The organism is Geomonas silvestris (genome assembly GCF_014193515.1).
GTDB lineage: Bacteria > Desulfobacterota > Desulfuromonadia > Geobacterales > Geobacteraceae > Geomonas > Geomonas silvestris.
This window is the reverse complement of sequence record NZ_BLXX01000001.1, coordinates 233,486-258,591: the sequence shown is the minus strand read 5'-3', so window position 1 is coordinate 258,591 and position 25,106 is coordinate 233,486. Positions and strand designations below refer to the sequence as shown.

The 25,106-nt window shown below is 60.4% G+C and carries 23 protein-coding genes and 1 tRNA gene; 16 read left to right on the top strand and 8 right to left on the bottom strand.

Going from position 1 to position 25,106, the window contains the following annotated elements:
• Positions 1-61 precede the first annotated feature (61 nt).
• The 4 genes from GMST_RS01065 (at position 62) to GMST_RS01050 (ending at position 2,378) form a co-directional block, all read left to right on the top strand.
• Entirely contained in the window at positions 62-565 is a 504-nt protein-coding gene (locus GMST_RS01065; RefSeq protein ID WP_183352747.1) for a Ros/MucR family transcriptional regulator, read from the top strand.
• 296 nt (positions 566-861) lie between these two features.
• Positions 862-1,536 carry an FKBP-type peptidyl-prolyl cis-trans isomerase gene (locus GMST_RS01060; RefSeq protein ID WP_183352746.1) on the top strand — a complete coding sequence of 225 codons (675 nt, stop codon included), beginning with the start codon at positions 862-864 and terminating at the stop codon, positions 1,534-1,536.
• 147 nt (positions 1,537-1,683) lie between these two features.
• A tRNA-Met gene (locus tag GMST_RS01055) sits at positions 1,684-1,760 on the top strand.
• Between the two features lie 300 nt (positions 1,761-2,060).
• Complete coding sequence (locus GMST_RS01050; RefSeq protein WP_183352745.1) at positions 2,061-2,378, top strand: hypothetical protein; 318 nt, start codon at positions 2,061-2,063, stop codon at positions 2,376-2,378.
• Between the two features lie 113 nt (positions 2,379-2,491).
• On the opposite strand, the gene GMST_RS01045 is transcribed toward GMST_RS01050, so the two are convergent.
• The 4 genes from GMST_RS01045 to GMST_RS01030 form a co-directional block, all read right to left on the bottom strand.
• Positions 2,492-4,207: an FG-GAP repeat domain-containing protein gene (locus tag GMST_RS01045; RefSeq protein WP_183352744.1), complete on the bottom strand. Its 1,716-nt coding sequence runs from the start codon at positions 4,205-4,207 to the stop codon at positions 2,492-2,494.
• Between the two features lie 149 nt (positions 4,208-4,356).
• A complete protein-coding gene (locus GMST_RS01040) occupies positions 4,357-5,568 on the bottom strand; it encodes a hypothetical protein (RefSeq protein WP_183352743.1) in 1,212 nt (403 codons plus the stop codon).
• Between the two features lie 88 nt (positions 5,569-5,656).
• Positions 5,657-6,052 carry a cytochrome c3 family protein gene (locus GMST_RS01035; protein WP_183352742.1) on the bottom strand — a complete coding sequence of 132 codons (396 nt, stop codon included), beginning with the start codon at positions 6,050-6,052 and terminating at the stop codon, positions 5,657-5,659.
• 70 nt (positions 6,053-6,122) lie between these two features.
• Positions 6,123-7,811: an FAD-dependent oxidoreductase gene (locus tag GMST_RS01030; RefSeq protein ID WP_183352741.1), complete on the bottom strand. Its 1,689-nt coding sequence runs from the start codon at positions 7,809-7,811 to the stop codon at positions 6,123-6,125.
• A gap of 411 nt (positions 7,812-8,222) precedes the next feature.
• On the opposite strand from GMST_RS01030, the gene GMST_RS01025 reads away from it, so the two are divergent.
• A complete protein-coding gene (locus GMST_RS01025) occupies positions 8,223-9,851 on the top strand; it encodes a sigma-54-dependent Fis family transcriptional regulator (RefSeq protein WP_183352740.1) in 1,629 nt (542 codons plus the stop codon).
• Positions 9,852-10,126: 275 nt separating this feature from the next.
• Here GMST_RS01025 and GMST_RS01020 read toward each other — a convergent pair whose 3' ends face one another.
• Entirely contained in the window at positions 10,127-12,019 is a 1,893-nt protein-coding gene (locus tag GMST_RS01020) for a methyl-accepting chemotaxis protein (RefSeq protein ID WP_183352739.1), read from the bottom strand.
• A 445-nt stretch (positions 12,020-12,464) separates the two neighbouring features.
• Complete coding sequence (locus GMST_RS01015) at positions 12,465-13,154, bottom strand: SDR family NAD(P)-dependent oxidoreductase (protein ID WP_183352738.1); 690 nt, start codon at positions 13,152-13,154, stop codon at positions 12,465-12,467.
• A 382-nt stretch (positions 13,155-13,536) separates the two neighbouring features.
• Here GMST_RS01015 and GMST_RS01010 point away from each other — a divergent pair, with 382 nt between their 5' ends.
• Both GMST_RS01010 and GMST_RS01005 read left to right on the top strand, forming a co-directional pair.
• A complete protein-coding gene (locus GMST_RS01010) occupies positions 13,537-13,929 on the top strand; it encodes a response regulator transcription factor (RefSeq protein ID WP_183352737.1) in 393 nt (130 codons plus the stop codon).
• 358 nt (positions 13,930-14,287) lie between these two features.
• A complete protein-coding gene (locus GMST_RS01005) occupies positions 14,288-14,764 on the top strand; it encodes a YbaK/prolyl-tRNA synthetase associated domain-containing protein (RefSeq protein WP_183352736.1) in 477 nt (158 codons plus the stop codon).
• Between the two features lie 14 nt (positions 14,765-14,778).
• Here GMST_RS01005 and GMST_RS01000 read toward each other — a convergent pair whose 3' ends face one another.
• Entirely contained in the window at positions 14,779-15,336 is a 558-nt protein-coding gene (locus tag GMST_RS01000; RefSeq protein WP_183352735.1) for a hypothetical protein, read from the bottom strand.
• A gap of 251 nt (positions 15,337-15,587) precedes the next feature.
• Here GMST_RS01000 and GMST_RS00995 point away from each other — a divergent pair, with 251 nt between their 5' ends.
• The 9 genes from GMST_RS00995 to GMST_RS00955 all read left to right on the top strand — a co-directional run bounded on the left by GMST_RS00995 (position 15,588) and on the right by GMST_RS00955 (position 24,270).
• Positions 15,588-16,046, top strand: a complete 459-nt coding sequence (locus tag GMST_RS00995; RefSeq protein WP_183352734.1) for a MarR family winged helix-turn-helix transcriptional regulator — start codon at positions 15,588-15,590, stop codon at positions 16,044-16,046.
• Positions 16,046-16,774 carry a DUF169 domain-containing protein gene (locus GMST_RS00990; protein WP_183352733.1) on the top strand — a complete coding sequence of 243 codons (729 nt, stop codon included), beginning with the start codon at positions 16,046-16,048 and terminating at the stop codon, positions 16,772-16,774. The genes GMST_RS00995 and GMST_RS00990 overlap by 1 nt, the downstream gene beginning before the upstream one ends.
• Positions 16,775-17,229: 455 nt before the next feature.
• Entirely contained in the window at positions 17,230-17,883 is a 654-nt protein-coding gene (locus GMST_RS00985; protein ID WP_183352732.1) for a fibronectin type III domain-containing protein, read from the top strand.
• A 1,016-nt stretch (positions 17,884-18,899) separates the two neighbouring features.
• Positions 18,900-19,736, top strand: a complete 837-nt coding sequence (locus GMST_RS00980) for a transporter family protein (RefSeq protein ID WP_183352731.1) — start codon at positions 18,900-18,902, stop codon at positions 19,734-19,736.
• A gap of 243 nt (positions 19,737-19,979) precedes the next feature.
• A complete protein-coding gene (locus GMST_RS00975; protein ID WP_198424525.1) occupies positions 19,980-20,624 on the top strand; it encodes a MarC family protein in 645 nt (214 codons plus the stop codon).
• Between the two features lie 466 nt (positions 20,625-21,090).
• Positions 21,091-21,801, top strand: coding sequence for an RNA polymerase sigma factor (locus tag GMST_RS00970; protein ID WP_183352730.1), 711 nt, complete (start codon positions 21,091-21,093; stop codon positions 21,799-21,801).
• A 70-nt stretch (positions 21,802-21,871) separates the two neighbouring features.
• Positions 21,872-22,510, top strand: a complete 639-nt coding sequence (locus GMST_RS00965) for a hypothetical protein (protein ID WP_183352729.1) — start codon at positions 21,872-21,874, stop codon at positions 22,508-22,510.
• A gap of 276 nt (positions 22,511-22,786) precedes the next feature.
• Complete coding sequence (locus tag GMST_RS00960) at positions 22,787-23,656, top strand: hypothetical protein (RefSeq protein ID WP_183352728.1); 870 nt, start codon at positions 22,787-22,789, stop codon at positions 23,654-23,656.
• A 185-nt stretch (positions 23,657-23,841) separates the two neighbouring features.
• Positions 23,842-24,270, top strand: a complete 429-nt coding sequence (locus GMST_RS00955) for an SseB family protein (RefSeq protein ID WP_183352727.1) — start codon at positions 23,842-23,844, stop codon at positions 24,268-24,270.
• A gap of 264 nt (positions 24,271-24,534) precedes the next feature.
• On the opposite strand, the gene GMST_RS00950 is transcribed toward GMST_RS00955, so the two are convergent.
• Positions 24,535-25,086 (bottom strand): TlpA family protein disulfide reductase, encoded by a 552-nt coding sequence (locus GMST_RS00950; RefSeq protein WP_183352726.1) that lies wholly within the window; start codon positions 25,084-25,086, stop codon positions 24,535-24,537.
• Between the last annotated feature and the right edge of the window lie 20 nt (positions 25,087-25,106).

The window sequence follows — 25,106 nt, the reverse complement described above, 5'->3', positions numbered from 1 at the left end:
CATTAGTTTTGTCGCTGTCCATAATCTTTCTCATATATTTTCTATATAAGGAGGGTAGCGGATGGCGACCTTAGTTGAAATCGCAGCACAACTCGTAGCATCGCACGCTTCCAGTACACCGATGACTTCCGACGAGCTTCTCGCCGAAATCGCCAAAGTACATGCAGCACTCAAAGGTCTTGAGGCGGGACAGCCGGTTGAGGGTACCGAGGAGGCCAAGCCGTCGGTGAGCGTCAAGGAGGCCTTCAAGAAGAATGAGGTCGTCTGTCTCATCTGCGGCAAGGGGGGCTTCAAGACCCTGGCCCGTCACCTGAGCACCGCCCACAGCATGAAGCCGGGTGCCTACAAGAAACAGTTCGGCATCTCCAGCAAGCAGGCGCTTTCCGCCAAGAGCTACTCCGAGGCGAGAAGGAAGATGGCCCAGGACCGCGGTCTGGCCGACAACCTGGCCAAGGCGCGCGAGGTCCGCATGGCGAACATCGAGGCCAAGAAGGGTGGGGCAGCCAAGCCCGCAGCCAAGGCCCCGAAAGCTCCCAAGGCAAAGGCCCCCAAGGCGAAGAAATAGCGCGAGCTTGGTAACCAGAACAAGAAAGAGCACCTCACGGGGTGCTTTTTTTACGCCTGGGTCGCTGCGTATCGTGTTTTCCGATTCTGCCGGGAGCACTAAGTACATCTCTACAACGGATAACAGGGCCCGAAGCGCCCCCCCCTTTGCGAAGGGGGGGACAGGGGGGATTTGCCTTTAGATTCTTTTACCGGCCCCCCCAAACCCGCGGCTACCTTTACACAGAGCCGCCGCTTGCTATACTTCGCTCTCATGCGTATGGCATAACTACTTTCATGACACTGGAGACCACGACAATGCGTTCACTCGTCACAGCAGCACTCGTAACGGTGCTGGCCCTGCCAGTATGTGCAGCCGGTCAGGATCAGAACTCGCTTCAAACCGATGATCAGAAGACTCTCTATGCCGTAGGCCAGGTCATGGCGCGCCAGTTGAGCGTCTTCGATCTCACTCCGCAGGAACTGGACATCGTGAAGCAGGGACTCAGCGACGGCATCATGGGGAACAAACCGCTCGTCGAGATGGAGGCCTACAAGAACAAGATCCAGCAGCTCGCCGTGGCGCGCCGCGATGCCCAGGGGAACCGGCTCGCAGCCAAGGCCAAAGAGGTGATCGACCAGGCGGCCAAGGAGAAGGGGGCGGTGAAGACCGCGTCCGGCATGGTCTACGTGCCGGTCAAGGAAGGGAACGGGGCCTCCCCGGCGGCGACCGACAAGGTGAAGGTGAACTACCGCGGGACCTTCGTGGACGGCAAGGAGTTCGACAGCTCTTACCCGACCGGTCAGCCCGTCGAGTTCCGTTTGAACCAGGTGATCAAGTGCTGGACCGAAGGGGTGCAGATGATGAAGCCCGGCGGCAAGGCGAAACTGGTCTGCCCGCCCGACCTTGCCTACGGCGAGCGCGGTTCCGGGGCGATACCCGCGAACTCCACGCTCATCTTCGACGTCGAGCTCCTCGAGGCCAGCAAATAGCACGCTCCGGGTCGCCCCAGCCACCCGGCGGGAAAAAAACGGCGACCCAGATTTTTTAATTGACAAAAAAGTCAGGCTCGTCTATAAAGGAAAACTCCTGAGGCGCACGACGGAAGCGCCGAAGGCCAGGTAATCATTATAAGTTTTGGCGGTTTAGCTCAGTTGGTTAGAGCATACGGTTCATATCCGTAGTGTCCGGGGTTCAAGTCCCTGAACCGCCACCATACAGAAAGCCCCGCAGCGATCATGCTGCGGGGCTTTCGTTGCTTTTGACTGTCAGTACGCTGTTCCCGCATCTCGTAGCCCAAGACGAATCCCGGCCCGCTCTTGTGTCATCTTGGGAGCACTCCATGGCTCATACTGCTCGTGTCTGTCTCTCTCCCTCTCTTCCATCCCTGCGCCACTGCACTAATCCACACACCCTTGACAACTGCCGGCGAGGCTCCTACCATTTTGTATGAAATCCAAGAAGCCGCGCATCGAGGCTCAGAAACCCTCGATGCGTGACTGGATAAGGAGGCATCATGAAGCGAACTGCCAGATTACTTTCAGTAGCGACGGCGCTTGGCATCTGGGCGCTCCCCGTCTGGGCTGCGACCGGGGACCCGGGACAAGCCGCTCCCCAGAAGGACGAATGCCTGCTGGTGGCGATGCTCGATAACGTCAACTGCCCAAACCGTGTGGATTCGGTCGACAACCGGATCGAACGGCTGCAAAAAGAGATCGCCAAGGGGAACCAGGTCTATACCCCGGATGAGTTGACCTACCTGAAGAAGGAATTGAAGCTGTACCAGTCGATGCAGGAGTACCTCGAACGGAACGCCCCCTACGGCGATTACTGAAGCTGTTTCCCGACGAGCAGACACAAAACGAGGCGGGGATGTCACTCCATCCCCGCCTCGTTCTTTTGGGCTCCCCTGCCGAATCTGTGCTGTTTTCTACCTAAGGTCCTTTGTCACTGCGCGCCGCGCGGTTCGGGCAGCGAGTAGATCTGCAGCGCCGCCTTGCGCGAGAAGGAGAAGGGCCCCCCCTCGGGAAACGCGACCACCGTGACCAGGCGCCGCTTTCCGTCGTTGGCCGCCTCCGCCACCCGGAAGTCGGCCAGGTAGTTTTTCTCGGGCTCGGTGTGCCAGGCCTCCTGTACGGTGCCGCCGCTTAGGACCAGCGCCTGCAGCTGGGACTTGGAAAAGCTCCTCACCCGGGAGAGCAGGCTCGCGGCGCTGTTGGCCGGCACCAGGACCTCCCCCCGCTCCGTCGCTTCGAACCGGGCCGGTAGGTAGACGACCCGGGTCTCCCCGCCGGTTTGCGCCTCTTCGTCCATTTCCAGGTGAGATTCGCTCCCTCCCGTTTTGTCCACCGTCTCCCCGAGCTCCCGCCCATCCGGCGTCACGATCTTAAGATAACCGTCGGCAACCAACCGCGCGAAGGAGATCCCGCCTCTCGAGGTTACCGGGGTGAAGTCGTAAAGGTTCGCCTGCGCCGGCCCCGGGATCGGGTCGCCTTCGGTAAGCCGGTCTTCCGCGAGAATCACCCGGAACACCGGGCCGGCGTACTCCCGTCCCTGGATCCCCATCTTCTGAGCGGCCAGAACGTTCCCCTCGCCCGGCAGCGTAATGCGGCGCAGGTGCCAGGGGATCTTGGCCCTGGTGATGCGGTAGGCACCGTCCCGCCAGGCGATGCTGAGCCCCGACGGGTTGCCGGAGCCGGTGACGGCGGAGAGGTAGAGCTGCATCCTGCCGCTCTTCTCGAGATCGGCCCCGTCCAGGTGGTACGCCCTGAGCGAGCGCTCGAACGGCACCACGGCCAGCTGTCGGAGCTCTTCGCCCGCCAGGCGGAAGATCTCAACGCGGTCCCCGAAGGCCACGGCAATCTCCTGCTTCCCGTCCCCGTCGAAATCCCCGATCTCGAGACCGACCGGAGTTCCCTTGAGTATCGGGCCGGTCCAGATGCGCTGCGCGGCTGCGGAACCGGCAGGGGAGGGGGCCGGCAGGCCCGCCGCTGCCACCGTGGCAGGTAGTGCAGCCGTGGCAGGACGCATCATAGGCTCCCCGTCACCGCGAAGAGCCAAGGGGTAGCGGTGCATGAGGGAAAAATCGGGGGCCCGGACCTCGAGTCCCGACCCCGTTAAGATGAAATAGAGCGAGGGCTGCTCGCTCGCCGCGACAGCCGGCAGGGGAGGGCGGCGCTCCTGGGTGGCGCGGTAGTCCTGCCACTGCAGCAGCGGCACCTGGGCCTGCAGCTCGCGGAAGAGGCTCTCGCCGTAACCGGTGTAGTCCCAGAACCTGGCGTCGATGTTCTGGAAGCGTCGGATGGGAGCGCCCCTTTTCAGGGCCGCCGCGGTCCCCACGGCGCGGCACTCGGAGTAGCCCGCCTTCACGCGGGTCACCTGCAAAAGCCCTTGTACCGTGTCCTCGCTGCCGACGAGCGCCTGGGTCACCGGGTGCACGATCGGCTCGCCCGGCGCTACCACGGCGAAGAGGTCGCCGACCGCGACCTGCTGCCGCGCGTCGAGGTCGATCAGGTAGCCATCCCCCGCCGCCCGTACCAGGTACCCGGAGCGCGGTGCGAAGTCGCTGGCGATCTCGGCGCTGATGTTTCCCGCCTGGACCGAAACCCCCGTCATCATGACCAACAGCAGTGCGAAAAGTGACCTCAGTGTGGTGCGCGGCATACTCTCTCCTGCCGGGGTGGCCGCCCGATGCCGGACGTTCTCCCCTCACGTGAAAAAAAAAGGCCCTTGAAGCCCGGGGAAAAAGGCCGGGGGGATCGCTCCCCCCGGCAACGAGGAGGCTCACCAGGGGTGAACCTTCGTGAAACGCGTTAGAAGGTCATCTCCCACTTGGCGCCGGCGGCATAGATGCGCGGCTCCTGCTGGCCCAGGCGGTTGGTCATGTCGTTCAGGAAGGAGAACTCCGGAACGATCCTCAGGTTCTTGGTCACCGCGAACTGGACGTTCGCGAAAGCCGCCATGCGCTCGTCGGCTGCGGTGAGACGGGTGTCGTTGGACTCGTAGGAGGCACCGGCGAACATCTTTACCTTCTCGTTCATCAGGTAGCCGACCTGGGCCCAGCCGCCGTAGGTATAGGCGTTGGCGGTCTGGCCTGCGGTGTTCCTGAAGTACAGGGAGCCGTTGGCCGCACCGGGGTTGCTCATCAGGTTGCCGATGTTCTGCCCGCTGTAGGCGTTGAGCTTGATCTCCACCGGGGCCAGATCGATCTTGCAGTGCGCGAAGGCGAGGTACGAGTAGATCTCGTCCTGGTAGGCGACGGCGTCGTTGGCGGAGGAGGTCACCTTGAAGTAGTTCCCCGCGACACCGCCGCCGTAGCTCACGATCCCCGATTTTCCCTCGTAGCCGACGATGGTCTTCGGTGCGAAGGTGTCGTAGTTCGTGTTGGCTGCCGCGTACTGGGTCGCCGTGTTGGTGAAGGCGGTCCCGTTCCAGTTGTTGCCGTTGACCGCGCTGTCGGTGCTGCCGGGAACCACGATGAGGTCGTTGCCGCCGCCTGCCGCCTTGCCGGTCCCCTGTTTCATCAGGGTGAGGTAGAGGCCGTTACTGGCAGTGACCTTGATCTGTGCGTAGCGCCCGTCCCACAGCGAGCCGTAGCCGTTGAAGCCGCCGTCGCTGTCGAAGGTCTGCTCCGAGCGGAAGACGTACGGGCTCGGGGCGTAGCCGACGCGCAGCTTGCCGGCACCGAAGTCCCATTCGCCGAACAAAAGGCGCAGCTCCAGTCCCGCGCTGCGGTTTTTCGGGTTGTAAGCCCCGATCTCCGCGACGCCGGAGAAGTCCCCTTCCTTGGCGCGGAAGCCGACCAGGCTGTCGCCCTGCAGGTCGAGGGTGAAGTCGCCGTCGTGCTGCGCGGTCCCGCGAGCAGGGCTCGTGGCGCTGGCGGCCGGATAGGCGTAGTAGGTGCTCGCGGTGTACCAGGTGCCGACCCGGACCGCGCCGTAGGGGGTGAGCTCCAGGGCCAGGGCCGGAGTGGACATGGCGAGGGCCGCTGCGATAACCGACGCGCTTAAAAATCTCTTTTTCATCTAGCTGTCTCCCGTATCTATAAAGTTGTGGTGTCCGCAAAAGTGTCGCTGTCCCCAAGGAGGGAAGCGGTGCAGTAAAACCGCCTGCCTAGGGCACGTCGAAGTTGAACGGCTGGTGGCACGGGAGACAGAAATTCTCCGATTTCTTGTGCTGGTGGTGGCAGATGTTGCAGTCGGCTTCGGTGCCGTAGTGCCTGTTTTCGTGCGGGTTGCGCGGCTTGACGTTGGCCGTCTTCTCGGCCAGCTTGCGGGTATCGCCGTGACAGCCCAGGCATTTTTCCATCGGTACCGGCGCGGGGTGTTTCGCGTCGACGTGGCACATGGCGCAGGCAACGCCGGCGCTTGCGTGCAGCTTGCCCAGATCCCCGCCTTTTGCGTCTGCCGCGTGGGCCGCATAGACCCCACCAGCACAGATACCGATCACCAGGGCAACCAGTGCAGGGGCAAACCTGAAGCCCCGTCTTTGTTTGATGTTGTTCTTCATTACTCCTCCCGATTAAATGTCGTCGACGGCTCAATCGACGTATGGCTCAACAAAGGTCAGGCACCCGTCGTTACAGCTTCGCCACGTGTTTTCCCGTCAGGTAGCCGAAGGTGTAGCAGCGCCCAAGCGACAGTCCGAACACGGTGAGCGGATAGTCGACACCGCCGTAAAAGCCGCCGCCCAGGTTGCCGATGGCGTACAGCCCCTTGATCGGCTTGCCGTCGGCATCGAGTGCCTGGTGGTTTTCGTTCACGAGGATCCCGGAGCAGATGGTCGAGACGCGCACCCTGCGGTGGATGCCGTAAAACGGTGCCTGAAGGACCGGGATCAGGCGGTCGGCGGGCTTGCCGAAGTCGCTGTCCTTGCCCGAGGCGACCACCTCGTTGTAGCGCTTCACGCTGGCCACGAAGTTCTTGGGATCGATCTCCAGTTTCCTGGCGAGTTCTTCGAGGGTGTCTGCCACGTGGGTGTTGATGAGGGAATCGAAGACCCCCTTCTTGGGGCTCGGATCGTCGGGCATGTAGTTTTTCAGCCCTTCGGGCGGGACCAGCTTGCCCGGCCACTTGGCGGCCTGGGTCATGTAGTTCGCGTCGAAGATCTGGCTGTAGTGGCCGGCGTTTTTGGCGTCGCGCAGGTAGTTGTTGAAAAGCGACATGTCGACGGTTTCATTGACAAAACGCTTCCCCTCGCGGTTCACGGCCAGAAACGGCATGTCGCACATCGAGGCGGGGCCCGCGTCGAAGTCGTGCAGCATCTTGGTGTGGCCGATGGGCTCGATCACCCCCCCCGCCCAGTACGCCATCGCGAAGCCGTCGCCGGTCCGGTCCATCTGCTTGCGCCCGAAGTGCTTCAGGTCGGGGATGAAGTAGTTGCACATCGCCTCGTTGTTCTGGTAGTCCCCGGTCGCCAGGATCACCCCTTTCTTGGCGAGGAACTTGGTGTACTTGCCGTCCCTCCCCTTGGCGATGACCCCGACGACTTCGCCGCTTTTGCTCTGCACCAGCTGCTGGGCCGGCATGTTGAAGAAGAACTTGACGCCGGCCTTCTCGGCGGTCTTCGCGAGGTGGCGCATCCCGTCGCCGGCGGTGTAAGGCTTCGGCCCGAAGAACGAGGTGACGTAGTTCAGGGTGTAGCCGTTCACCTTGGCGATACCGTGCTGCGGCCCGGTTCCCTGGTCGACCACCGGAGAGCCCGCCTGTTTGGCCCGGTTGATGACCCAGCGCACCGCCTCGCCCGAGTTGTAGGCCCACTGGCGCAACAGCGCGGGGTTGCAGCGGTGGTTGTTGTCTGCCATGAGTTTTGCGACCAGCGCCTCGATGCCGGCCTTCTCGCTGGTGGCGAGGTCGATGCCGGAACCGGTGTTCCCCTGCGAGATGGGCATCGGGTGCTTCTGGATCACCGCCACCTTGGCGCCGTTCTCCGCGGCGGAGAGGGCCGCCGGGACCCCCGAGGCCCCCGCGCCGACCACGATGACGTCGAAGGTCAGGGTGGTTTTGATCTCCTTGTCCGAGATCGGGTTCGGCTTGGGCAGGAAGGAGAGCGTCGCCCCCCCGTCGGAGCTCTTGGCGAACTCCAATGCCTCGGTCCCCTGGGCCGCCTCGGCTTTCTTCGTGCCTAAGCCGGCTACACCAAGCAGGCCGACGCCGGCTGCGCCGAGCGCCGTGCGCGACAGGAAGCTGCGCCGCGAAACCCCGCGCTCAAGAACTTCCTGGGTGTAGCTGTCCATCTCTTTTTCATGCTGCGGAGTGTCTTGATCCATTTTTTCCTCCCGTTTATTAATGACCCGCGTAAACTGGCCGGGTTACTCCACCTCGGACCCCCTTGCAGGCCGAGGCTCCCCCGCTCGCGACGGCTGCGACCGTTTGCCGCCGCGCCGGCTGGCTTGGGAAAACGGTAAGCTCCGTATCCCGGTTAAGAGACGGTGTGAACCGCGTACCGGCATTGCCGCGGACCCGCGCCGGTTCAAATTCCTACAAGGGGTGTTGAGAACAGAGGTAGCAGCAGCTGTGCCAGTGCGGGGTTTCTGTAGGTGCGTGTCTTTACAGTGGTTTCCAAATTTCCTATTGACGAGTTGCCTTAAATTTGCGAAAGGTTTTCTCAGATTTGAGAAGAAAGGCTTATAACCTTTCGTTATTACAAGGATGTCGTATACGCTAACGGGTGCAAACCGATGAAAACGTCCGATCTTGATTTCCGCGAGCTGCTCTCCTTCAACCCCAAGGGGGGCGTCATCCGGTTCCTCGGCCAGCGGGTCTATCTGATGGACGCGGCGGCCCAGAGCCTGTTGCGCAAGGACCTCCTCGAGGTCTTAGGGCCGGAGACCTTTCGCATCATCTTCACCAGGGCCTCGTACGCCCACGGCTGGCGGTTGGCCCAGACTGTCGAGAAAGAGATGCCGGAGGCCTGGGCTGAGGCCAAGCAGGGCGAACTGGGGCCCTTGCTCAGCGCCTGGCACGGCATCGGCGAGATCGTCGGCAGGCGCCGCACCGATGGCCTGGGCGACGAGCCGCTGGTCGAGACCATCATGAAAGACTCCTACGAAGCGGAGCAGCACCTGATGCTCTCGGGACTCTCCAAAGAGGCGGTCTGCTGGCGGCACGCGGCCTTTGCCAGCGGCTACGTGTCGTACCTTGAGGGGCGCGAGGTCTACTTCATCGAGGACAAGTGCATCGCGAAGGGGGACGAGTTCTGCAGGATCAGGGGGAAGTTTCGGGAACAGTGGGGACCGGAGCTGGAGCCGTACCTCCCCTACTACCAGATGAAGCCGGTGGAGTCGATCTGCGACGACCTGCGCAGGAAGCTCCTGGGCACCGAGAAGCGTCTCAGGAACTACCGGCACGACCTGGGCTACCTGCGCAACGAATGCGAGGGGAGCCACTACTATTCCATCTCGAGAAGTGTGGCGATGCAGAAGGTGCTCGAGTTCGCCTCACTGGTATCGGAGGTCGATTCCTCGGTGCTCATTACCGGGGAGAGCGGGGTGGGGAAGGAGCAGATGGCGCTGCAGGTGCACCGGCAATCGCGGCGGGCGAAGAAGCCGTTTCTGGCCGTGAACTGCGGCGCTCTTTCGGAGACGCTCTTGGACAGCGAGCTCTTCGGTCACGTGAAAGGGGCCTTCACCGGGGCCGACCGGGATCGCGTGGGGCTCTTCGAGGCGGCGGCAGGCGGGACCCTTTTCCTGGACGAGGTAGGCGAGGTCTCTTCGGCCATGCAGGTGAAGCTCCTGCGGACCCTGCAGGAAAGGGAAATCCGGCGCATCGGGGAGAACGCCTCGCGCAAGATCGACGTCCGGATCATCTCGGCGACCAACCGGAAGCTGAGCGAGGCGGTAGCCTCGGGGAGCTTCCGGCAGGATCTCTACTACCGGTTGAAGGTGATCGAGTTGAAGATTCCGCCCTTGCGCGAGCGCACCGAGGACATACTCCCCCTGGCCCGCTTCATCCTGGCGCCGCTTGCCAAGGGGATGCACAAAAGGGTCACCGGTTTCACCCACAAGGCGGCGGACAAGCTCCTTGGTTACCTGTGGCCCGGAAACATCCGCGAGTTGCAAAACGCCATCGAGTACGCAGTGGTCTTGTGCCGCGGCAACCAGGTAGAGCTCGAGGATCTGCCGCCCGAGGTGCGCGAGGCCACCTTCAGGCCGTCCACCGCCTTTGGCATCCGCTCCTTGGAGTCCGTGGAGCGCGAGTACATCCAGTCGGTGCTGCATGCGCTGGGGGACAACAAGGCCCGCACCGCGGAGCAGCTCGGCATCAGCCTGGCGACCCTGTACCGCAAGCTCAAGCTGGAGAGTCCCTAGGCACCATCGTTTCTCGGCCAAAGAGCGTCGCGGCAAATGAGCAACTAGCCCCACAACAATCCGTTGAGGGGCTAGTTTTGGTTTCTCCGCAAAAGCTCAGAGTACCCGCCATGAAACACTGCAGCTGACCTCGCGTTCCCCACTTTGAAAAAGGGGGGACAGGGGGGATTTGATTCTGCCCCGTGCCTGTCCCCTGTTGCTTTGCGCTGCCATGACCCAAAAAAAGGCCCCCTGGAAAACCAGGGGGCCTTTGACGTTGGCAAAGAGGACTTCTACTACAGCTTGAACTTCCCGACGATGCTGCGCAGGTTGCCGGCCATGTCGGAGAGCTGCGCGGCGGTGCTCGAGACCACCTGGGACTCCTGGGCGGTCTGCTGGATGATGCTGGTCACCTGCTGGATGTTGCCGGTTATCTCGTGGGTCACCGCGGTCTGCTCCTCGGCCGCGGTCGCTATCTGGTTCACCTGGGAGGTGACGGAGTCGACCTGCTCCAGGATGCTGCGCAGCGACTCTTCGATTTCGCTTGCCTCCTCGATCGCCCGGGCCGATTCGCTTACCCCTGCCTCCATGGAGGACATGGCGGACTTGGTCTCCTGCTGGATGGCCCGGATCATGTCGCTGATCTCCTTGGTCGCCCTGGTGGTCCGCTCGGCCAGGGCCCGCACCTCGTCGGCGACCACGGCGAAACCTCTCCCCTGTTCGCCCGCGCGTGCGGCCTCGATGGCGGCGTTCAGCGCCAGGAGGTTCGTCTGGTCGGCGATGTCCTCGATGGTGCCGACGATGGCGCCGATCTGCTCGGCACGCTCGCCCAACGAGGAGATGGCCCGTGCGTTTTGCTGGGTCAACTCGCCGCGCAGCCGGATGCCGTTCACGGTGCTGGAGACCACGCGGAAGCCTGCCTGGGTGCGATCTGCCACCTGACCCGCGTTGGTGGCGGCGCGGTGGCAGTTTTGGGCGATGTCCGAAGCGGTGGCCGACATCTCCTCGCTCGAGGTGGCCACCATGGCGGTCTGCTCGGCCACCTCTTCGGAACCGTGCGAGATCTGCCCCGAGATGCTGGAGAGCTTCTCGGCGTCGCTGGAAAGGGTAGTCGAGACCCCGGAGATCTGCACCACGATGTCGCGGATGTACTGGACGAAGTGGTTCAGTTCGTTGGCCAGGACGCCGATCTCATCCTTGCGCTCGCCCACGTCGATGCGCCGGGAGAGGTCCCCATCCCCCTGGGCGATGTCGGCGACGCGCTCGCAGAAAAAGCCCAGAGGCTTCAAGAGCCTGCCGATGAAGACGACCACGATGGCGGCGCCGATCCCCAGGAAGCTGAGGCCGATGGTCAACAAGGCCGCCAGCTGCTTGGAGACCGGGGCGAAGACGTCGGCCTTGTCGGTGGTGGCGCACAGGTACCAGCCGGTCGTGGGGATCTTGGCATAGGAGAGGATCTGGGTCTTGCCGTTCAGGTCGTACTGGGCGACCGCATCAGGACGGGCGGCGAACTTCTCGGTCATCTCCTTGAGGTCGGGGGAGAGATCCGCCAGGTTCTTTTTCAGCACGTGCTCCTGCTGGGGGTGGATCAGGATCTTCCCCTTGGCGTCCACCACGAAGGCGTAGCCGGACTTGCCGAGCTTTATGTCCATGACCCGCTTGATGATATCGTCGAGCGCGATATCCGAGCTGAGCACGCCGTTCAGGGTGCCGCCGGCCGACAGCGGGCTCATGAACGAGATGGTCAGTTTCCCGGAAGACGAGGCGATGTAGGGCGGGGTCAGTCCGGTTTTCGGCTCGGCCTTGGTCTGGGTGTACCAGGGGCGCTTGCGCGGGTCGTAGTCCTTCGGGGCGACCCAGTCGTCCGACCAGACCACCGAGCCGTCCTCGTACCCTGCGTAGACCTTCTTGAAGTTCCCGGCGGCGGTCAGCACCTTCACCTGGTTGTGGACGTACTCCTTGTCGGCGTGCGCCGAAAGGTCCGCACCGCCTGCGTCGATAATGGCGAGCTTGCTCTTGATCCAGGTGTCCACGTTGGCCGCGTTGTCGCGCACCAGACCCACCTGCTCGTGCTCGATCATGGTGCTCATGATGCTTCGCGAGCTGAAGAATGCCGCGACGATAAGGGTGAGTACCGTCACCGCAAAGACGATCACTACTGCTGCATTTACCTTAGTTCTTAACTTCATACCGTCTCCCTACTGATGTTGTGTGGCACCACTGGACCGTATCGGAATTCTCCTGCACTTCTTTAGCACTTAATGCACCCGGGCCGTATACTGTCGGAGCTACGCGGGGAAGGCTCGGCGAGGTGCCCGTTCCCCTTTGCTTAGCAGGGTTTCTGTTTCTCGCGGCGACCGGAATAGCAGTGAAATGTTCCGTTGTCGGAAGTGGGTTTTTTCTGACAGGCTCTGTCGGGGTGCTCACCGCAAGCTCCCAAGGTAACGGGTCTATCTCAACATCCCCGCCGGTCATGGGAAACACGAAGGGGACTGGCTCCGCAAGGTGCCAGTCCCCTTTTTGCTGCGACGCGACCAGAGCGCTAAGCCGCCGACCCGAAGCGCCGGCGGCAGAACTCTTTCCAGCCGGGCTTCGAGGTCAAAGGCTGTCCTTGCGGCCGCCTTTACGCTCTTTTCACCACGGGATTTCCTTCCGATCGCGGAACATCTTTCCGGTGACATTCTGATCCGCTTCGGCGGCGAGCCAGACGGCGGTGTCCGCCCCTTCGGCCACCGAGCGCGGGGCGGAGGCGCCGCCCATGTCCGTCTTGACCCAGCCCGGGCACATGGCGTTCACCGCAATGCTGTCCGCTTTCAGCGCCTGCGCGAGCATGATCGTGACGCCATCCAGTGCCAGCTTGGACAGGCAGTAGCTCGGCGCATTGGCCGAAAGCCCCTCGATCTGGCCGTAACCGCTGGAAAGGTTGATGACGCGTGACGGCGCAGCCTTTTTGAGATACGGCAGAAAAGCCTGGGTCAGTTCGAGCGGCCCCAAGGTGTTGGTCTGCAGTGTGGTGAGCATCTGCTCCCGGGTCACCGTGACAATGGAGACCCCTTCATCGGGATAGATACCCGCGTTGTTGATGAGGACGTCCAGTTTACCGATCTCCGCAAACTTTCCGGCAGCTCTGGCGATACTCTGCGCATCGCTCACATCGAGGACCAGAAGCGACACTCTTCCCGTCTTTTCCAGGTCATGCAGCGCCTTTTGCCCCTGTTGTTCGGAGCGCACCCCGATAACAACATGGAAGCCGCGCAGCGCAAGCTGCCGCGCCGTCTCGAAGCCGATGCCGCGATTTGCTCCGGTGATCAGGATCGTTTTCATTGCCCACCTCCCGTAAAGGCCAAACCCCAACGCTCTCCCGCGCCTGTAGCTCTCCAGGCAACCTTTCTCTATGGTACTCCTGCACCTGCAGTGGCACAATGGTGTCAAGAAGAGCGGTAAGGCGTCCTGCCCTTGATCGGTGAGGACTTACGCTGGAACGGATTCGAGCTTCGGGGCGATTCTCCGTTGTACCCGCCACGGGTCAGCTGGCTCACCCTCGCTCCGTTGGCGCCGGATTGCCCGTCCGTAGGATACCGGGTATAACAGTTAGTTGTTAGTTTAGATGGTCCCGGCAGAGACTGCAGCCCTCGAGCGGCAACGCGGCAGCAGGCTTATCCGATTCAGAACATGCGTTAGCAAGGTGTCGAGAAAGGAGGCTGGGATGAAGTTGTTGATGGTTGAGGATGATGACCAGTCACGCGAGCTCAGCTGCCGCCTGATCACCCACGAATTTGCCTATCTCACCATCCTTCAGGCGGACGACGGGAAAAGCGGGCTGGATCTCTTCCGGGAGCACTTCCCCGACATTGTCATCAGCGACATCACCATGCCGGGGATGGACGGTATCGCCTTGGCCGCGAAGATAAAGGCGCTACGGCCCGAAACGAAGATCATCCTGCTTACAGCCCACAGCGACAAGCGCCGCCTCAGCGTCTCGATGGAGTTGGGGATAAACGACTACATCGTGAAGCCGATCGATTTCAAGGCGCTCACCACGGCTATCCAGGCCTGCCTTGACGAAATCGGCCACGAAGTAAGGAGGGGGCACCGGTAGGATCTAAACGTTCCAAGAGGTGCGGCTTAAAGGTGTTCGCAAGGGGGACTGGCTCCGGAAGGTGCCCGTCCCTTTTTTTATCTTCAGGGAATTTCGGGGACGCCTGGCCGGCTTGTCGGTAAGAATCGGCCTGGGTATCTGTGACCTGTAGGGAGAATGGTCATTCGCACCTGCCCATCAAGCCACTGCTGGCTGGCATCACATTTAAGATCGGTGCGTCTGCGGGTTGGCTTCGCTTTGCAGACGTGGTATTGCTGGGAAGGCTTAGCCGGGCAAGGCAGGTTTGAAAGAAGGAAAGGACGCTTCCACGCCGGAAAAACCCGGTCCCAAAAGACTAGAAACGAAGAGGAGCATTTCGATGGAGGTTTTTGAAAAGCTGCAGGAGTTGCTGCAACGGGAGAACGCGCGGTTTAGGGTAATAACGCATTCAGCCGAGGGGAGTTCGGCCCGCGTTGCCGAGATCCGGGGCACCGCCCCGGGGCAGGGGGCCAAGGCGATGCTCTGCCAGGTAAAGGGTGTGCCGGGCCTTTTGGTCCTGGCGGTTCTCTCCGGTGATCGGAAGCTCGACTTCAAGAAGCTGGGGCAGGTGGCGGGAGGCAAGAAGGCGTCGCTCTGCCCGGCCGAGGAGGCGACCGCCACGACCGGTTGTCCGATGGGAGCCGTCCCCCCGTTTTCCCTGTGGCCCGAGGTCCGTCTCATCGTCGACCCGCAGCTCATCGAGCGGCACGAGGAACTAGCCTTCAACGCCGGCCGCCTCGACACCTCGATGGTACTCAACACCCAAGACTACCTGCGCATCGCGCAGCCTCTCCTGGCCGACATCGTGACCGACTGAAAATCGCGACGTGATCAGTGCATGCCGCCCAAGATAAGCGTGGAAATGGTGGCGAACATGAAGGAGATCGACAGCACCAGGATAACCGCGGCCACGATACCTACCGTGATAGCCCAGGTGTGAACCCCGCCGAGCTGCTGGAGGGCGGGGGAGAGGTTCTGCGGCGTCGAGGTCCGTTTCAGGTCGGAGATCTTGCCCAGCACGTGCCGGTAGTAGAGGTAGTTACTGACGATGCCGACAGCGATGTGGAGCAGGAGATTGACGCCGGGAACACAGAAGATCAGGAACGTTACCGCCGACTGCCAGTACATCTTTCGGTACAGCATCCAGACGAAGGTGAAGCCGAACGCCGACCAGTTCCAGGTAGGGGCAAACTCCTCGCGGCCCGTCACCGTGAACTTTTGGAACTGGGCGGTGTAGTAGTCGCAGTTCCTCCCGATGAAGGCGCGGAGTTCCGCGTCGTCCACCGATTCGGCGCTAGATCCGTAGGGCTGGGCGTTCAGCATCGAGCCACAGTAACGGCACTTGATGGCCCCATCGAGAATGGTTTCTTTGCAGTACGGGCAGATCATTGTCCGGAATCCTTTCCTTCCATCGTCCTGTGGGTATTCAAACTGGACGAGGTACTCATCGCATTATCTTCCCTCACGTCGCAAGCATGCAACACGCTATCGGAATCATTTCAGCAAGTCAAGTGTCGTACCTGAACTGGTCACCTTAGAGCCTGGCTGCGTAGCGCGGGCCATCCCCACCTCTGCTGTGCTTTTTTTTGAATTGACAACATGGTGTCAAAATGCCATGGTGCTGTCACAAAGGAGGCCCGATGAAGACCACCCCTTCCGGTATCAACTTTACCAACCTTGTCCTGGAAACGTTTCGCTTGAACGGTGCGCTCATCGCTGCCGGAGACCAGCTGGTCGGGGATCTCGGGCTGACCAGCGCGCGCTGGCAAGTGCTTGGGATTCTGAACCACGGCCCCGCCACGGTGTCCGAGATTGCACGCCGCAGGGGGCTTGCCCGGCAGAACGTGCAGAGGATAGCGGACTGCCTCGTGGAAGACGGGTTTGCCGAGACCACCGCAAACCCTGCCCATCGGCGGGCCAAGCTCTACCTGCTGACGCCGCATGGCAAAGAAGTTATGGAAGTGGTTGATGGCCGGCAGAAGGAGTGGGCCTCCGAAATTGCCGACGGGCTGGACTCGAAACAGATTGCTGAGGCTGTTTCACTGATGTCGACACTGGCGAACCGGCTGGTGCAGAGACTTGAGCAAGGAGAAGAGTGATGCCGATGACTCTCGACGCTTTATGCGCCATCATGGGACTCGATACCCGTCCCGTCGCTATCTACGACGCCCCCGACCCGAGCCGGTTTGCTCCCCTTGCGGAAGCCAAACGCTGCCTGTTCGATCACTACGACGATTGGCAAAGAGGGGAGACGATCGACATAACTCCTGCGACAGCCAAGTGCCCCGGCTGCAGCTATTGGTTGACCGACACCGGGAAATTCCCCAGCCGGGAGGTCTTCGTTAACTTCCTGACGGTGAAGGAAGGGGTCCGGGAGAGCGCCGCTCTCACCAACGCCTGGCTGGACGCCAATCCTGCCTATCGCCCGGAGCACGGCCATCTTCTTGTCGGACCCGTGCAACTGGCGCTGGCAGAGTATCTTAAGACGGTAACCTTCTTCGTCACTCCCGATCAACTGAGTGTGCTCATGTGGGGCGCTTTCCACCACGCTCACCCGGACGATCCCGCCCCGGTCACGGCACCCTTTGGTTCGGGTTGTGGTCTGATGCTTTCCCTGTTCCCCAGTCTTTCGGTACCTCAAGCCCTGATTGGAGCCACCGACATAGCGATGCGTTGGCTACTCCCTCCCGACCGACTTGCCTTTACCGTGACCGTCCCGATGCTCGACCGGCTCCTTTCCCTCGACATCGAACAAAGCTTCCTGGGCAAACACTTCTTGAAAAAACTAAAAGCCGCACGCGAGTCAACCTCGCTGAGCCAACGTTAGACCTCACTGTTGAAGCGACGGGGGGCATCAGGGTGTCCTTCGCCGCTCCCAACGTTCAGAAACATGGACGAGTATATAGGACTTTAGAGGGAATGGGGGCTAGTAGCGTTTCGGATAAACATGAATTGTGGAGCTTTGACCCTAAAGGTGAATCGCTGCTTGATCATACCTTTCTCTCGACGCGGAACAAAGCTTCCCTTGGCGACCACTTCTTGAAAAACCCAAGCACCTGCCGGTTTCAGGATCGCTTCCATCGGTTAGTCCCCGGGTGGGCCGCGCGGATTGTCCACAAAATCATGGTCTTCGAGATGGGATGCAGCTTCTTTGCGGGAAGAGTTCGGATTTTGTAAAAGGTAAAATGTGAAAAAACAAATTAGATTGTATTGACATGACGGCTGGCACTTGGTAACTTTTGCCCGTGGTTGGACAGCTGAGCCGCGAAGGAGGTGATAGTCTTGCTACCTGGTCTCGATCTTCTCGAAATCAACCTGCGGGGGCTAAGCCATGCCGAACTGATCGTAAAGGTGAACACCATCATCGAAATGAGCAGGAAACATCCGGGACTGCAAAACATCTCGCCTGACGTGCCGGGACCCGACCTGCTCGAAAAAATTAACGTCGATTATGCCGCATCGGTCCAAGCCGCCGCGAACGGGGGAGGGCGACGTGCCAACGAGGAACGCGATGAAAAGCGGCTCGAGGTGCTAGAACATGCCATGATGTGGGGGCAGCACGTCGTCATCCTCAGCAAAACGCGCAAGGACCCCAGCCTGCTCCAGGACAACGGGTTCGACCAGAAAAAGCAACAAGGCAGACAGAGCAAAAGCAAGAACGGCCCGACCCCGGTGCCGGAAGCCAGAGTAAAGCATGGCGACACGGGTGAGCTCATCCTTATCGTGAAGCAGATCGTCGGTCGCGGGACGTATGAGGTCCGTTATACGACCACTCCCAACGACCCCGAATCCTTCACCGATGGAGGGCACCATACCCTCTGCCAGATCGCACTGAAAGGGTTTGTGCCCGGAACCAAGTACTTCTTCTCCCTCAGGTATCATGGTCCCAACGGAACCAGCGCCTGGTCGGATCCCATCAGCATCATCGCACTGTAAGAAGTTGTCCCTCGTGGGAGTCGTTTTACGGCTCCCACGTTGTGCTTTTCCTCTCAAGCCTTTCCTACCTCACGTAGATCCCTCTGACGAATTTCCGTCTGTTACAAGGCCTTTTCCAGGTGCAATCGCGCAGGTTAAGCTGCCGATGGTACTGGTTGCGGTGTGGTTGCTACAAGCTGCTCCCCGATCATCGGTCGTTACCAGCGGCAGTTCGGTTGGTAAAAATCTGCTGCCGATGGTGCTAACGGGGAGGCAGTCGGTAATAATCTGCTGCCGATGGTACTAACGGGGAGGCAGTCGGTAATAATCTTCTGCCGATGGTACTAACGGGGAGGCAGTCGGTAATAATCTTCTGCCGATGGTACTAACGGGGAGGCAGTCGGTAAAAATCTTCTGCCGATGGTACTAACGGGGAGGCAGCTGGTAATAATCTTCTGCCGATGGTACTAACGGGGAGGCCGTCGGTAATAATTTTCTGCCGATGGTACTAACGGGGAGGCCGTCGGTAAAAATCTTTTGCCGATGGTACTAACGGGGAGGCCGTTGGTAATAATCTTCTGCCGATGGTACTAACGGGGAGGCCGTTGGTAATAATCTTTTGCCGATGGTACTGATGGCGAGGCCGTTGGTAATAATCTTCTGCCGATGGTACTAACGGTGGGGTAGTTGGTAAAAATCTTCTGTTATGCCCCAGGGGATTGGTCGAAATTGATGCTAGGCGTGATCAACTCTGACCATGATAGTTTCACATGGCTCTTCGTCAAAGTCCATCCAGGTCTTCATAAGAAAGCATGTCCCGTCCATGGCTTTCGCAACCAGGCCCGGTGTTTCTGAGGGTTGTTTTTAGTGTGAAAATGGCGTAATAGTCGAAGGTCTATTTTCCACGCGTGTGCGTGCCTGACCGTTGTGACTGTGCTGCCTGCAGTTCTTCCACTGTTTCCGCTAGTACGGGTTCCGCCAGCGCAGCGGTTCGGCGTAGATGGTTGTGGAAATCAAATCACCAGGAGGGAAGTTAGATGAAGAAAGTTGTTATGGCAGCAATGGGACTTTTGATGACCGCAACTGCCGCTCAGGCCGAGCACAAACTCCTCGTCACCGACGTTCTGGAGCCGAAGCAGGTCGAGATGCAGGCGCTCTACGAGTACTCGAGCATCGAAGGGAACTTGCATGACCCGGTGGAAGGGAACGGCAAGATCAAAAGTCACGCGAGCGAGGCCAACCTCTCCGTGGGCATCGGGCTTCTGCACGGACTCGAGGTGACGGCTTCGGTTCCCTACCTTTTCAACGAGCGCACGAGCGCCAGCTTCGCAAGCGGCGCCGCCGATACCGAAAAGCGCGACGGCATCGGCGACTTTGCCCTGGAAGGGAAGTACCGTCTTCTGGGTGGCGAGGAAGCTCCCGTTACCGTGGTGACCGGTCTGGGTCTCAAGTTCGATACCGCTGGCACCCGCAACGGCGGTACCGGCAGCACCGACGTCAGCCCGTTCATCGCCGCGAGCATGAACCTGCCGCGCCACCACACCCCGTACGCCATCTACCGCGCCAACCTCAGAAGCGGTGAGGCAAATCCGGATACCCACACCCTCTCCCTGGGCCTCGAGAAGGAGGTCAACCATACCTTCACCCTCGACGCGAAAATCGACGCCAACTTCAACACGGCAACGAGCCACGTTAGCTCCAACCAGGACTTCGTGTTCGAACTTTCCAGCTACATCCAGGTGGCGCACAACTTCTACGTGCTGCCGAACGTGGCATACCTGACCGCCACCGACCAGACGCTGAAAGTCACCGACACCAGGGTCACCGGGCAGGACGGCTATCGCGTCGGGGCTTCGCTCTACTACCTCTTCTAGACCGGCAAAAAATAAAGGCGAAAAGAACCCGCCCCTCAGCTCTCCTGCTGAATGGGCGGGTTTGTTTTTGGGGGCAGGAAGGAAGGCGAGGGGGAGCCGGTTCCCTGATCTCCCTTATTGACTTCATCAGCCGTGACCCTTATCTTAGGTGGCCTTCTGACAATGTGCCCTGAATGGGGAGAGCAGATCGCTCCCGTGGGATGACATCAGTCGGAGCAAAATGAAAACGGAAGTACCTCAACTATGACAAGAACTCTGATCGGAACGTCTCTGCAGCATTACGTACTTGGGCTGTTCGCGGTTGCCAATAACGTGGCCGCCATCCCCCTTTTTCTCGCTCTTACCAGGAACCTCTCGCCTAAGGAACACCTGAAGGTCTGCAATATCGCCACCTTGACCTCATTTGCCACGATGGTCGTCTCTCTTTTCACCGGTGTTGCGGTGCTCAACTTCTTCGAGATCGGCATCCCTGCCTTCAGAATAGCAGGAGGGCTGTTGCTGCTTAAGACCGGGTTCTCGATGATGAGCGTCAATAACGAGAAATTCGAGCCTTCGGTTGTGAACAACAGTCTCTCCGATGTGATCTCGACCGCGATCATTCCCATTGGTATTCCGCTCACGACAGGGCCGGGAACCATGTCGACCATTATCCTCTTTTCTTCCTCAAGTACCCGCGACCTCAATAGCCACCTGGTGATTCTGGTGGCGATTGCGATCGTAACAGCAGTAATCTGGCTTTCTTTCCTGAAGGCGCCGATTATCGCCAGGGTGCTCAGATCCACCGGTTTGGACGTGCTGACGAAAATATTCGGCCTCATTACCCTTGCTCTCGGCGTCCAGTTTATTTTGACCGGCCTGTCGACCACCTTTCCTAATCTGCTGGGATAGACCCTCCCCAGGCAATCGTCTCGGTGCTTGGCCTGGATCCTTACTCCCTGGCTTCCTTCAGCTCCGTCCTGGCTTGCGCCCTCTCGCCATTCCCTCGAGTTTCCAACACAGATAACTGTCTCAGGCGTTGCTGCCCTTTTTTGCAAAAAAAGGTTCTTCCGGGAATTCCGGGGAACCGCGAGCTTTCCTTTCCTCGAAGCGCTGTGGCAGATCTCTCGTCCCCCCTTCGCAAAGGGGAGGACGTCAGGCCGACAGCCGTGCTGTAGAGCAACCCTTTCCAGCTTCCCTGAATTTCCCGATGAACCTTTCCCAAGTGGGGGACGTTGGGCTGCCGGCAGTGGTTGATGGTAACCATGTCCACTCTTGCCGGAATTTCCGGCTAAAAAATTTTGCAGCGGCGGGAACCTTTTCCTGTTTTGCCGCATCTATGGTAGTGAGAGGGTTAAAAAGTTTGGAGGTTAGGCCCATGACGGGGAACGGCGGTTTCGACACAGCAGCAATTTCGGATGCGGAGATCGTCCGGCAGGTACTGGAGGAAGATCCACGCCGCTTCGAGCTGATCATGCGCAGGAACAACCGGCGCCTGTACCGCATCGCCCGCGGCCTTCTGCAAAACGACCCTGATGCAGAGGATGCGGTACAGGACGCCTATGTTCACGCCTACCAAAAGCTCGGCGAGTACCAGGGGAGGGGACCGCTGTCGGCCTGGCTCGCCAGGATCACGGTGCACGAGGCGCTGGGGCGCCTGCGCCGCGTAGCTGCCGGCTCCGGAGAGAGTGTTTCCTTCGACGACCCGACTCGCAGCGAGGAGGCGAATTATATGGCTGAACTTTCTTTCACGCCACCCAGCCCTGAGCTGCTCGCCGCCCGGGGAGAGATGCGCAGGATCCTGGAAAACGCCATTGACGCGCTTCCGGAGGCCTACCGCATGGCTTTCATCATGTGCGGCGTCGAGGAGATGTCGCTGGCGGAGACGGCCGAGTGCCTGGGGGTGGAACTTAATACGGTAAAGACCCGGTACCACCGGGCCAAGAAGATCCTGCAGCAGCAACTCCTGGGATTGTTCGATTCGACGGCAGGGGATGCCTTCTCCTTCGACGGCGTCAAGTGCGACCGTATCGTCTACCGGGTGCTGCAGCGGCTGGAACTGGCTGGCAGGGTAGGGCGCCCCGAGTGAGGCGCCCGACCGAAGACAGAAATGCCGGGGGCTGACACTGCCCCGGCATTGGTACAGAGGAGGAATAACCATGTTACGGCATGCTTTTAAAACTATCCTGATGCTGTCGGCGCTGCTGCTCATGGCGGTGTCGCCGGCGCTCGCCAAGGGGCAGGGAGCGGCTGAGTCTCCCACGCTCGTGGCAACCAAAATGGCGCTGCGCGATTTATGGACGGGGCATATCTTCTGGGTGCGCAACGTGGCGTACGCTACCAAGGCGGGTGACACGGCTGCCGCCAAGGTCGCCGAGGAGAACGTGGTCAAAAACGCCCGGAGTATCGCCGATGCCGTCCTTCCCTTCTACGGCAAACCGGCTGCCGACAAGCTGTTCGGGCTTTTGGCAGGCCACTACGGCGCCATCAAAGAGTACATGACGGCGTCCTACGCCGGGAACCAGGCAGGGAAGGACGCCGCGGTCGCCAAGATCAAGGAGAACGCCACGGAGATCGCGACCTTGCTGAACCAGGCCAACCCGAAGAACTGGCCCAAGGATACGCTGGTTGGCCTTCTTTTTGCCCACGGCGCTCATCACATGCAGCAGATAGATGCCTTCGCGACCAAGGACTACGCCGCTGAGGCCGAGACCTGGGAGATGATGAAAGACCACATGTACATGATTGCCGATGCCCTGGCCGGCGGTCTTTCCAAGCAGTTCCCGAAGAAGTTCTAGACAACAAGCCGTCACAAAAAGGAAAAGCCCTATCGCCAATGGTAGGGCTTTTCTCGTCCAGGCTGGTCTACTTGTGCTTTCTCATTACTACTTTTCGGACGATGTTGCCCCTTCAAGCCCCCTTCCTCGGTCTCGCTCAGGGTTTCCTCGATCATGTCGCCGATTTCCCCGGTGGCCTTCGTGGTGCGATCGCCCCCAGCCTGGCCGCCTAGGTGGACAGGAATTGCGGCCCCAGTATACTTCAAAGGTTTAAAAAAACCAATAAACGGAGGGGCTATGCATTGGGAACCCATGACCGTGGATGAGTACGCCGGCTACCGGCTGCGCGAGGGGCTCAAGCTGGTGAAGGTCGATGGCATCTGGTGGATGGAGCCTCGCCCCTGCTTCTTCCTGCCCCTTTTCCTGTTTCGCGAGATCAGTCCCTGGAGCCGGCGCTACCCCGCCAAGGCGCTCCTTGGTGGGGTGATGCACCTGGTACCCCCGGAGACCTCCAGCGCCGCCACCATGAACTTTCACGTCCACGACGACCTCCAAAACTACTCCCTCGACACCCTGAGCTCCCGCCGGCGCAAGATCACCCGCAACAGCCTTTCCCGCTTCACTGCACGGCCGATCGTCGATCTCGAGGAGTTCGTGGAGGCGGGCTACCGGGTGTACCAGGTTTTCTACCGGCGCACCGGGTACTGGTACAAGAAGGAGCGGATCGTCAAGGAGAATTTCCGGAGCTGGGCCGAGAACCTGTACCGCTTTCCGAAGATCTGCAAGCTGGGGATCTACCTGGAGGGGAGGCTGTGTGCGGTAGAGACCTCCTACCAGGTGGAGGACGTCGTCTTCGGCGACAACCTGTTCTCGGACGACGTGAGCCTGAAGCTCAACGTGGTGGACTTCATCACCCATGAACTGCGCCAGGGCGCCGCGCAGACCGAGGCCCGCTATTTCTTCGCAGGACTCCCCAGCGGGGTCCCGACCCTGGACAACTCCAAGTCGAAGAAGGGGTGCAAGCTTTTGACCCTGCCGGCCTACTGCAAGATCAACCCGCTGGCGCTTGCCCTGGCCCGCGTGGTCATGAAGGACGGCTACCGTAAGCTGGTGACCGTGTTGGCCCGCGAGGAGGGGCAAACCGCGCAATCACCGGGATTTGCTTGACAAAAATGCCGTATACCGCTACCGTGCCAGGGACCCTGCCGGGGGAGTTCGACGCGCCGCCCGGCCTTTCCCCGGTTCTCTCGTAGTAGAACGTGGAACCGACCTAAGGCCGTTTGGCACCTTTGCCGAGCGCCACGCCACCTTTTCCCTTTCCTTGAAAGGCCAAAGCTTAAGAAAGGAATCCCATGACCCAACTCGATGAGGCGCTGGTTGAACTGCGCCAGAATATGGACGACCCCAAGTGCCAATCCAAGTACTATGACCTTTTCCTCAACACGACCTTCTTTGTGCCGACCTGGGAGGACGATCAGGATCCCACGCAGGCTGCGGCCCAGGAGGGTGAGGGGCGGGTAGCGCCGCTTATCCTCGAGTACGAGGGGAAGGACTACCTCATGCTGTTCGACACCCAGGAGCGTCTGAACGATTGGGCGAAGAAGGAGGCAACCTACGTGGAGGTGCCGGGGCACGTCCTGGCTGCCACCAGTGCAGATCCGTTGCACTGGGCGCTCAACGTGGACACCGAGTTTGCCAAGCCGTTCATCCCCGAGGAGATCGCCTGGCTCAAGGAAGTGGTCCAGCAGTGCGAGAAACAGGCGGCAGGGAAGGGCGCCTGATAAAAAGTGGAGCACCCCGGTCCGGGGTCCCACGCATCGAAACAGTTGCCGAATTGCAAAGGCGTCTGCACCGTGATGGTTGCAGACGCCTTTTTTTATTTCGCCACGCAGGCACGGAGAACACGGAGAAAGGGGCAAATCGGGTACAAACTAAACACCTCAAAACCGGTTCGGCCTTGAGCGTTACCGCAAAAGGCCGAACCTGGTGGGAGATTAGGTTTTCTCCGTGCTCTCCGTGCCTCCGTGGCAAACATGGTTTTTTTGCTACATAAGGCTCGTCACCAGCTTCGTGAGGGAGGCGGCGGTGGCGCTTCCCAGGATCTTGTAGCGCACCACCCCGCTGCGATCCAAAATCACGGTCTTCGGGACGCCGACTACCTCGTATTCGCGCGCCGCACGGGCATCCTGGTCCAGGTAGATCGGGTAGCTTACCCCCAAACCTTGGAGATAGCTCTTAACCGCAGCGCGGGGTTGCCCCACGTTGATCGCCAGAACCGCCAGCCCCCGGTTTTGAAATTTCCGGTACAACCCCTCCAAGGCCGGCATCTCCTCTTTGCAGGAGCTGCAACCTGCCGCCCAGAAGTGGATCACCACAACTTTGCCCCGCACGTCATCGGGGATGCGCAGGGAGTGTCCCGCAAGGTCGGGGAGGCTCACCGCCGGCGGGGGATCGCCTACCCGCAACGGGGTCCGGGCGCTGGCCGCAGGGGAGAGCGTTCCGGCAAGAACCAGGAAGGCAAACAGTGACAGGGCGGCAGCGCCGAGGCGTCGGCCGCGTGACAGACATCCGAGGCTTCTTAAGCGTTTCCATTCCATGACTCATTCCTCATGCTCGA

Coding starts and splice junctions, on each gene's coding strand:
- GMST_RS01065 (WP_183352747.1), top strand. CDS start 62: ATGGCGACCTTAGTTGAAATCGCAGCACAACTCGTAGCATCGCACGCT.
- GMST_RS01060 (WP_183352746.1), top strand. CDS start 862: ATGCGTTCACTCGTCACAGCAGCACTCGTAACGGTGCTGGCCCTGCCA.
- GMST_RS01050 (WP_183352745.1), top strand. CDS start 2,061: ATGAAGCGAACTGCCAGATTACTTTCAGTAGCGACGGCGCTTGGCATC.
- GMST_RS01045 (WP_183352744.1), bottom strand. CDS start 4,207: ATGCCGCGCACCACACTGAGGTCACTTTTCGCACTGCTGTTGGTCATG.
- GMST_RS01040 (WP_183352743.1), bottom strand. CDS start 5,568: ATGAAAAAGAGATTTTTAAGCGCGTCGGTTATCGCAGCGGCCCTCGCC.
- GMST_RS01035 (WP_183352742.1), bottom strand. CDS start 6,052: ATGAAGAACAACATCAAACAAAGACGGGGCTTCAGGTTTGCCCCTGCA.
- GMST_RS01030 (WP_183352741.1), bottom strand. CDS start 7,811: ATGGATCAAGACACTCCGCAGCATGAAAAAGAGATGGACAGCTACACC.
- GMST_RS01025 (WP_183352740.1), top strand. CDS start 8,223: ATGAAAACGTCCGATCTTGATTTCCGCGAGCTGCTCTCCTTCAACCCC.
- GMST_RS01020 (WP_183352739.1), bottom strand. CDS start 12,019: ATGAAGTTAAGAACTAAGGTAAATGCAGCAGTAGTGATCGTCTTTGCG.
- GMST_RS01015 (WP_183352738.1), bottom strand. CDS start 13,154: ATGAAAACGATCCTGATCACCGGAGCAAATCGCGGCATCGGCTTCGAG.
- GMST_RS01010 (WP_183352737.1), top strand. CDS start 13,537: ATGAAGTTGTTGATGGTTGAGGATGATGACCAGTCACGCGAGCTCAGC.
- GMST_RS01005 (WP_183352736.1), top strand. CDS start 14,288: ATGGAGGTTTTTGAAAAGCTGCAGGAGTTGCTGCAACGGGAGAACGCG.
- GMST_RS01000 (WP_183352735.1), bottom strand. CDS start 15,336: ATGATCTGCCCGTACTGCAAAGAAACCATTCTCGATGGGGCCATCAAG.
- GMST_RS00995 (WP_183352734.1), top strand. CDS start 15,588: ATGAAGACCACCCCTTCCGGTATCAACTTTACCAACCTTGTCCTGGAA.
- GMST_RS00990 (WP_183352733.1), top strand. CDS start 16,046: ATGCCGATGACTCTCGACGCTTTATGCGCCATCATGGGACTCGATACC.
- GMST_RS00980 (WP_183352731.1), top strand. CDS start 18,900: ATGAAGAAAGTTGTTATGGCAGCAATGGGACTTTTGATGACCGCAACT.
- GMST_RS00975 (WP_198424525.1), top strand. CDS start 19,980: ATGACAAGAACTCTGATCGGAACGTCTCTGCAGCATTACGTACTTGGG.
- GMST_RS00970 (WP_183352730.1), top strand. CDS start 21,091: ATGACGGGGAACGGCGGTTTCGACACAGCAGCAATTTCGGATGCGGAG.
- GMST_RS00965 (WP_183352729.1), top strand. CDS start 21,872: ATGTTACGGCATGCTTTTAAAACTATCCTGATGCTGTCGGCGCTGCTG.
- GMST_RS00960 (WP_183352728.1), top strand. CDS start 22,787: ATGCATTGGGAACCCATGACCGTGGATGAGTACGCCGGCTACCGGCTG.
- GMST_RS00955 (WP_183352727.1), top strand. CDS start 23,842: ATGACCCAACTCGATGAGGCGCTGGTTGAACTGCGCCAGAATATGGAC.
- GMST_RS00950 (WP_183352726.1), bottom strand. CDS start 25,086: ATGGAATGGAAACGCTTAAGAAGCCTCGGATGTCTGTCACGCGGCCGA.